Origin of the sequence: Streptomyces sp. NPDC060000, assembly GCF_042737375.1 — a bacterium.
Taxonomy (GTDB): Bacteria; Actinomycetota; Actinomycetes; order Streptomycetales; family Streptomycetaceae; genus Streptomyces.
In genome coordinates this window covers 90835-97192 of sequence record NZ_JBHWUU010000024.1, presented here as the reverse complement: position 1 = coordinate 97192, position 6358 = coordinate 90835, and the positions used below count along the sequence as shown (strand labels likewise).

General features: G+C 68.4%; 5 protein-coding genes and 1 pseudogene. 2 read left to right on the top strand and 4 right to left on the bottom strand.

Going from position 1 to position 6358, the window contains the following annotated elements; all coding sequences use genetic code 11:
* Window positions 1-710 (bottom strand): ATP-binding protein (locus tag ACFWBB_RS15405; protein ID WP_385271322.1); only part of this gene is annotated, 710 nt, incomplete at its 3' end.
* A gap of 444 nt (window positions 711-1154) precedes the next feature.
* Between ACFWBB_RS15405 and ACFWBB_RS15400 the strand changes: the two genes are divergently transcribed.
* The gene (locus tag ACFWBB_RS15400; RefSeq protein WP_307165791.1) at window positions 1155-1385 is read left to right on the top strand and encodes a hypothetical protein; all 231 of its coding nucleotides are present in this window, start codon (window positions 1155-1157) and stop codon (window positions 1383-1385) included.
* 174 nt (window positions 1386-1559) lie between these two features.
* Here ACFWBB_RS15400 and ACFWBB_RS15395 read toward each other — a convergent pair whose 3' ends face one another.
* A complete protein-coding gene (locus ACFWBB_RS15395) occupies window positions 1560-2426 on the bottom strand; it encodes a serine protease (protein ID WP_385271318.1) in 867 nt (288 codons plus the stop codon).
* Window positions 2427-2665: 239 nt separating this feature from the next.
* Here ACFWBB_RS15395 and ACFWBB_RS15390 point away from each other — a divergent pair.
* Window positions 2666-3347, top strand: a pseudogene (locus tag ACFWBB_RS15390) (IS30 family transposase); the annotation flags it as partial.
* A gap of 77 nt (window positions 3348-3424) precedes the next feature.
* Here ACFWBB_RS15390 and ACFWBB_RS15385 read toward each other — a convergent pair.
* Both ACFWBB_RS15385 and ACFWBB_RS15380 read right to left on the bottom strand, forming a co-directional pair.
* Window positions 3425-4963 carry an RNA polymerase sigma factor gene (locus tag ACFWBB_RS15385; protein ID WP_385271315.1) on the bottom strand — a complete coding sequence of 513 codons (1539 nt, stop codon included), beginning with the start codon at window positions 4961-4963 and terminating at the stop codon, window positions 3425-3427.
* 423 nt (window positions 4964-5386) lie between these two features.
* Window positions 5387-6274: a FadR/GntR family transcriptional regulator gene (locus tag ACFWBB_RS15380; RefSeq protein WP_385271312.1), complete on the bottom strand. Its 888-nt coding sequence runs from the start codon at window positions 6272-6274 to the stop codon at window positions 5387-5389.
* Window positions 6275-6358 lie beyond the last annotated feature (84 nt).

The following is a 6358-nucleotide window of genomic DNA, read 5'->3' as shown; positions in this document are numbered from 1 at the left end:
ACGACGATGGTCAGGCCGGGCACCAGGAACGCGGTCTGGCGGGCACGCTGGTGCAGGTTCTCCAGCGAGAGCTTGGCGTCCTTGAGGAAGATCTGGCGGTCGGCCCAGTACCGCACCCTTGTGCCGGTGCGGTTCTTGGCGATCCTCTTGACCTTTCGCAGACCGCCGGTCTCGAACTTGGAGTCGGGGCCGTCCGCGGCGAAGGCGCCCGGAACTCCGCGCCGGAAACTGATCGCGTGCGTGTGGCCGCCCCGGTCCACCTCGACGTCGAGTCGGGCGGAGAGGGCGTTGACCACGGAGGCGCCGACGCCGTGCAGACCGCCGGAGGCGGCGTAGGATCCGCCGCCGAACTTGCCGCCGGCGTGCAGCTTGGTCATGACGACCTCGACGCCCGACAGTCCTGTCTTGGGCTCGATGTCCACGGGGATGCCACGGCCGTTGTCACGGACCTCCACCGAGGCGTCGTCGTGGAGGATCACCTCGATGTGGTCGCAATAGTTGCCCAGGGCCTCGTCGACGGAGTTGTCGATGATTTCCCACAGGCAGTGCATCAGCCCACGACTATCCGTCGAGCCGATGTACATACCCGGGCGCTTCCGCACGGCCTCGAGGCCCTCGAGGACGAGCAGGTGCCGCGCGGTGTAGTTGGAACCGTCCCGGTCTGCTCCTGCCAGCAGCGCTGTGGACGGCACGGACGTTTCGGCGGTCACGCGGTTCGCTCCTCGCTGAATTTCACTTGGGGCCCTTCTGGGTAAGGGCGCGGCTTGGGTTGCCGCCAAGAGGGTACCGAGGCCTGGTAGAGCCGTTGTAACGCCACCCTCGTCTCAACTCAGACTAGTCCAGCGTCGCATGCGTGTTCGATCCCTCGATGGAGTGAAGTACATATCACGTTCCCTTCGGGGCATGAACCATTTAGGCTCCGGGCACGTCCTCATGAACAAACCGGCAAGCCGGCCGGGAGGATGGAACCATGACCGACAGCGCGAAACCGTAAGCACCACAGACCACGCAATACGGCACATTCGCCGCCAAACCGGCAGCAGACGGCCACCTCGGAAAGATTTTTTCGAGGACAAGCCACAAGCGGGAACGTTTTGGGGCTGGTTGGATGTTGACCCTGGTACGACAGCTCGTCGAGCTAGAGAAGAGGCGACGTGACTACTGTTCTGACCCCCGCGAGCCCGATGACGGCCGCTGACCGCTGCGACCGCTGCGGCGCCCAGGCGTACGTACGCGTCGTGCTGCTCAGCGGCGGAGAACTGCTCTTCTGCGCCCACCACGGCCGCAAGTTCGAGCCGGAACTCAAGAAGATCGCCGCTGAGATACAGGACGAGACAGAGCGGCTGACGACCGTTCCGGCCTCCACTCCGGAAGAAGAGCGCTGATCTGCGCGTCCACGACGAGCCAGAACCGGCACAGGCCGGTATGCGGGCGGTCGCCCCTGTCCCCAGGGGCGGCCGCCCGCTCTCATGGCACGAGGCAGGCTGAGAAGTGGGCCCACGGACAGAAGTGGGCCCGTGCGCGCCAGGGCTGGTGGGCTCATGCGCGCCAGGGCTCGCTCAGGCGCCCGCAGCGGGCTTCGCAGCGCCTTCCGGTGCCCGCGCCCACCCCAGCGTCCGTACGGCGTCGGACACACGCGTGTAGACGCCTGGACTTCCCGGACGTCCACAGCCGCTGCCCCACGACACGAGCCCGATGAGCCGACCCTGGGCGACGAGCGGTCCGCCGCTGTCCCCCTGGCAGGCATCACGGCCGCCCCGCACCTCCCCCGCGCACACCATGCTCCGCGCGTCGTAGGTGCCGTTCGAGGTGCCGGGATAGGCCTGCTCGCACCGCGCGTCGGCCAGCACGTGGACCCGAGCCGCCCGCAGGGTGCGGGCGTAGGCGCCGAACCCGGTGATGTCGCCCCAGCCGTAGACGACCGCGTCCGTGTCGGCCGCGTACGCCGGATCGCCCTCGGCAGCCATGCCGATGACCGCCCTCGCCGGGAGTGCCTCGGCAAGGGTGAGTACGGCGAAGTCCCCGGCGTTACTGGAACTGTCGTAGCCGGGATTCACCCAGACACTCCGCACGGAGACCTCCTGCCCGGTGTCCTCGTACAGGTCCGTACGGCCCGCGACGACCTTCAGGTCGGCCAGCTGCCCGGGCGGCGCTCCCAGGACGTCCTCGCCCATGCAGTGGGCCGCGGTGAGCACAGTGGTCGGGCCGACGGCCACGCCTCCGCAGAACTGCCCCGAGCGCATACCTCCGAACCGGTCACGGCTGGACAGCGCGACCGTCCACGGACTCTGGGAGACGTCGACGGGGAAGCTACCCACCACAACGTCGTCGGAGGCTGCCGGGGCGGCGGCGGCCAAGGGTATGGCCATTGCCGCGGCCGCCAGGATCAACGGCCGGGACAGGGCCCGGACAAAGGGACGACGCATGGGCGCTCCTGACTCTGGAGTGATCGATGAACACCCAGAGTCATCCAGTGCGAGGCGCCTCGCACTCCAGCGTCGACGCCGAAGGCCCGGCTCCCTGGACCTTCCGTTCTCGTGGTCGTCGCAACACCCCAGTTCAGGGGATGCGATGGGCTTCGAGATCCGCAAGGTTCGGACAGTGGCCCAGGGCCGCAAGCAACTGGTGCGTTGGCGGGAGGCATACTCCCAGCTCATGCGGGCACTTCCCCCAGCGGCCGGAGATGCACGTGGTCCACGAGACGGTCTACCAGGCCCTCTACGTCCAGGGCCGGGGCGAAGTGCGCCGCGAGCCGGCCCGCGCTCTGCGCACCGGCCGCACCCGGCGCAAGCCCCGCCGCCAGGCCCAGCAGCGCCAGCCGCGGTTCACCACCCCGATGGTCATGATCAGCGAGCGCCCCGCAGAGGCGGGGGACCGGGCCGTGCCCGGCCACTGGGAGGGAGACCTGATCATCGGCAAGGACGGAGCCTCCGACATCGGCACCCTCGTCGAGCGCGCCACCCGCTACGTCATGCTCCTGCACCTGCCCGACGGCCGCAGCGCCGAACACGTCCGCGACGCCCTGGTGACCACCGTCCAGACCTTGCCGCCCCACCTCGCCCGGTCACTGACCTGGGACCAGGGCTCGGAGATGGCAGCCCACGGCAACCTTCACCGTGGCCACGGACATCCCGGTCTACTTCTGCGACCCGGCCAGCCCCTGGCAGCGCGGCTCCAACGAAAACACCAACGGCTCGCTGCGACAGTACTTCCCCGAGGGCACCGACCTCGCCGGCCACAACCGTGAGCGCCTGGACGCCGTCGCCGCCGAACTCAACGGCCGCCCACGCAAAACGCTCGGCTGGGAAACCCCAGCCGAGCGCCTGCATAAACTCCTCGCGGCCTGATCAAACCGACCACGTGTTGCAACGACCCGTAGAAAGCGCGGACGGGAGACCGGGCCTTCGGCGTCGACGGCTACGACCTAGTCGAGGTAGTCGCGCAGCACCTGCGAACGGGACGGGTGGCGCAGCTTCGACATGGTCTTGGACTCGATCTGGCGGATGCGCTCGCGCGTCACGCCGTACACCTTGCCGATCTCGTCGAGGGTCTTCGGCTGACCGTCGGTGAGACCGAAGCGCATGGAGACGACGCCCGCCTCGCGCTCGGACAGCGTGTCGAGGACGGAGTGCAGCTGCTCCTGGAGGAGCGTGAAACTGACCGCGTCGGCCGGGACCACGGCCTCGGAGTCCTCGATGAGGTCACCGAACTCGCTGTCGCCGTCCTCGCCCAGCGGGGTGTGCAGCGAGATGGGCTCGCGGCCGTACTTCTGGACCTCGATGACCTTCTCCGGGGTCATGTCGAGTTCCTTGGCCAGCTCCTCCGGGGTGGGCTCGCGGCCCAGGTCCTGGAGCATCTGACGCTGCACGCGCGCGAGCTTGTTGATGACCTCGACCATGTGCACCGGGATACGGATGGTGCGGGCCTGGTCGGCCATCGCGCGGGTGATCGCCTGACGGATCCACCAGGTGGCGTACGTGGAGAACTTGTAGCCCTTGGTGTAGTCGAACTTCTCGACCGCGCGGATCAGACCGAGGTTGCCCTCCTGGATGAGGTCCAGGAAGAGCATGCCGCGGCCGGTGTAACGCTTGGCCAGTGAGACCACCAGACGGAGGTTGGCCTCCAGGAGGTGGTTCTTGGCGCGTCGGCCGTCCTCGGCGATGATCTCCAGCTCGCGCTTGAGCTTCGGAGCGAGCTTGTCGGCGTTGGCCAGCTTGTCCTCGGCGAACAGACCGGCCTCGATGCGCTTGGCGAGCTCGACCTCCTGCTCGGCGTTGAGCAGCGGGACCTTGCCGATCTGCTTCAGGTAGTCCTTGACCGGGTCGGCGGTGGCACCTGCCACGGCGACCTGCTGGGCGGGCGCGTCGTCCTCGTCGTCGTCGGAGAGCACGAAGCCCTTGTTCTCGGCCCCCTCCTCTTCCTCTTCGGGCTTGGCGTCCTCAAGGACCTCGTCCTCGGCAACCTCGGCCTCGTCCTTGCCGGCAGTGGTCTTCTTGGCCGCCGTCTTCTTGGCGACGGTCTTCTTCGCGACCGCCTTCTTGGCGGTCGTCTTCTTGGCAGCCGCCTTCTTGGCGGGGGCGGCTTCCTCTGCGGAATCGTCCACATCGGGACCGGCCGGGGTGGCCGGAGCGGCCGTGGCGGTGGCCTTCCTGGTGGTCACCGCCTTCGCCGCGACCGTCTTGGTGGCGGTGCGCTTGGCCGGACTCTTCGCTGCGACGCTCTTTCGGGTGCGCTTGGGCTCCGCGGCACTGACCATCAGCGTCACACCCTCTTCCTCGAGGATCTGGTTGAGGCTGCGCAGTACGTTCTTCCACTGAGTGGCCGGAATCTGGTCAGCTTCGAAGGCCCGACGCACATCGTCGCCGGCGATCTGCCCCTCAGCCTTTCCCCGCTCAATGAGCGCCATGACAGAGACGGACTCGGCGATCTCCGGCGGGAGCGTACGGGATGTGCTGGCCGACACGAACAACCTCTCGGAACGTTGGAAAACGGCTTCCGGCCCCGTCCGTGACGGACAGGAGCCGACCACCGGCCTGGGGGTGGGCCGACGGCGCGGGCGGGGGCCGGGAGGAGTCACAGCGCCTTGAACGGCGTCCGTATTCCCTCCGCGGCAGTCACCTCTTAGGTCATCGCGTTGTTTCCACAAGCGTTACGCCCAATCTTCGTGGCCCGAGTCACACCCCGTAAGCGCTCAAAAAAGGTCAGACGCGGGCAGATGAGGTCACCCGTGAAGCCTACCGGCACTGTCGCGGTCGGTTCCGCCGCGTCGCCCGTCGGACCCCGCAAGCCCCGTGACGGGTTCTGCGGGGTCCGAGGGGCGTGCGATGGAGCGGCCGACGACGACGCGGGAGAGGGGAGACATCCCCCCGCCGTTTGCGCGGTGCGGTCAGTGTTCGCGCGGCGCCGGCACGACGCGCTCCACCTCGGGATGAACGGTGAGCAGCTGCCGCATGGCCGTCTCGGCCGCGGTGCCGTCGCCCGCCGCGAGGGCGTCGGCGATCCGGCCGTGGTGTCCCAGTGACGCGTCGTTCGGCCGGTCACAGCCCGTGACGGGGCCGCCGGAGACATGAAGGGCGGACGACACGATCCCGAAGAGGTGCTCCAGCATGCGGTTACCCGCGACCTGGATGAGCAGCGAGTGGAATTCGGCATCGGCCCGTGAGTAGGTGAGCGCGTCACCCTGCGCCATGGCGTGCCCCATGATCTCCACCATGTCGGACAGTCGCTGCTGGATGTCGGCGCGCCCGTGGCCTGCCGCCAGGCGGGCGGCCAGCGGCTCGATCGTCCAGCGCAGCTCACTCAGCTCGCGACGCTGATTGTCCCGCTGGGGACCGAACGCCCGCCACTCGATGATGTCCGCGTCGAGAAGGTTCCAGTCGCTCACGGGGCGTACGCGCGTGCCGACATTCGGCCGGGCGCTGACCAGGCCCTTCGCCTCGAGGACGCGCAGCGACTCGCGGACGACGGTGCGGGACACCTCGAACCGCTGGCCGATCTCCTCGGGCACCAGCGGCCGGTCGGCGCCCAGGTCCCCGGAGACGATCATCTGACCTAGTTGCTGGACGAGTTGGCCGTGCAGCCCGCGTCCGCGGTTGCCCGCGGCGCGGCGGCCCACGCGGCCCAGCTCGGGTTCCGCGGACTCCCAGACGGGGGCTCCGACACGTTCGGTCACGGGGGCCTCGGCGAAGGGGTAGCGGTCGAGTTCGCCCGGGCCAGCCAGACCGGAGTCGGTGGAGCGGGCGGCGGTCATCATGGTGTGCGCAAGGGTACTCACGGAGTCTTTGTCGGCGTTGCTCCCAACTCCCTTGAGGTCTTTGGTGAAAAGCACACGAAAGGGTGATCGCTCACCCCGTCGCAA

What these genes read in the sequence shown, in the direction of transcription:
- ACFWBB_RS15395 (WP_385271318.1), bottom strand. Translation starts at nt 2,426, where the DNA reads ATGCGTCGTCCCTTTGTCCGGGCCCTGTCCCGGCCGTTGATCCTGGCG.